The sequence below is a fragment of the Acinetobacter sp. VT 511 genome (assembly GCF_001077515.1).
Taxonomy (GTDB): domain Bacteria; phylum Pseudomonadota; class Gammaproteobacteria; order Pseudomonadales; family Moraxellaceae; genus Acinetobacter; species Acinetobacter schindleri.
The window spans coordinates 1-1218 of record NZ_LFRE01000105.1 but is presented as its reverse complement, the minus strand read 5'-3'; the positions used below and the strand labels follow the sequence as shown (position 1 = coordinate 1218).

Genomic DNA, 1218 nt, shown 5'->3' with positions numbered 1-1218 from the left:
GGCCAGCGCGTTAGCGACCGGCATTTTATAGAACAGCAAAGCCACGGCAAGGGCGATTGCCACCGTCCACGAGGCGGCGACGTATCCTTTCAGTTTGAGCTTAATCAGCGCAAAGAAGAAAAACAGGATGGGAAGCGATGCTATCAGACTGGAAAGCCAGATATTCCCGGCGGGATCGTAGTTTTGTTGCCAGAGATTCATTGCAGGTCTCCTGGAGTCCACGCACATCGTGTAATGAGTCTGTTGCTCATCTCCTTGTCACACGTTGTGTAAAAGTGGCACTGCCAATTGTGTTGTGTAGGGATAATGACAATGAATGGTTAACTAAATGTTATGTATTGGCAACATTGATGTGAGTTTTAATTGGGAAATTGTGAACCAGAGGTCAGATAAGGCGCTTTCCCGAGAAATAATTACTGCTTTCCCCCTACAACCTCTTGAATTGGGGATGACTATTATCCAGTATAGCCTGCTACCTTGGCAGTCTGTCCATGAGATTTCTTACATCACTGGTCCATCCCATAAGGATCATATAAGAATAACGTCTATCAACTATCGACGTACTTTCACAGAAGACAGAACCCGTATAGCTGAAATTACTTCTTGCGATCATCGAATCGTTCAACTCCGCTAAGAACGTATACATTTTATAGGCAGCAAAAAGGCATAAGCCAGTATCCCTCACTGGTTATGCCTCTCTGTAATTCTTATGTGTGAACTATTCCTCTGTGGATTTCACATGTTCCGCAATGAGCTTCTGCTTCATATTCCATGCCGCAGGGCTGATGTTCACACGGTAGATAGGGAGCGGCAAGGGTCTTGCCTCCATAATGCTGGAGATAGTCAAAATAAATGCGGTCTCCACGGTCCTTTTTGAGTCGTTCCAGTGTGAACAGATCCGGGTGCTTCTGAGTAACATATTTGCCTACAAAATAACCAACCTCTCTCAATTCATCAAAGGTTACTCCCTGCACAATGGGAACGATGATTTGAACTCCTGTTGCGCCCGAAGTTTTGGGAATGGACCTCAGACCAAGGGAAGTCAGGGTTTCGCCAACGATGAGTGCGGCCTGCATGATCCGGGGTTCATGTTCCTGAGAGGGGTCCAGATCAATCATCCATTCACTGGGCAGATGGCTTCCCACAGTATGCAGAGAAGGATGAAATTCAAGTGCAGCCAGATTACCAAGCCATAACAATTCGGGAAGTCCATTCATG

Annotated in this window: 2 protein-coding genes; both read right to left on the bottom strand. The window is 46.2% G+C overall.

Annotation, left to right across the window (positions count from 1 at the left end):
• Positions 1 to 201, bottom strand: a 201-nt coding sequence (locus ACS72_RS15780) for an L-lactate permease (protein ID WP_048882657.1), incomplete at its 3' end; no start/stop codon positions are given.
• A gap of 506 nt (positions 202 to 707) precedes the next feature.
• On the bottom strand, positions 708 to 1218 hold a 511-nt coding region (locus tag ACS72_RS15775; protein ID WP_212771709.1), incomplete at its 5' end, for a hypothetical protein.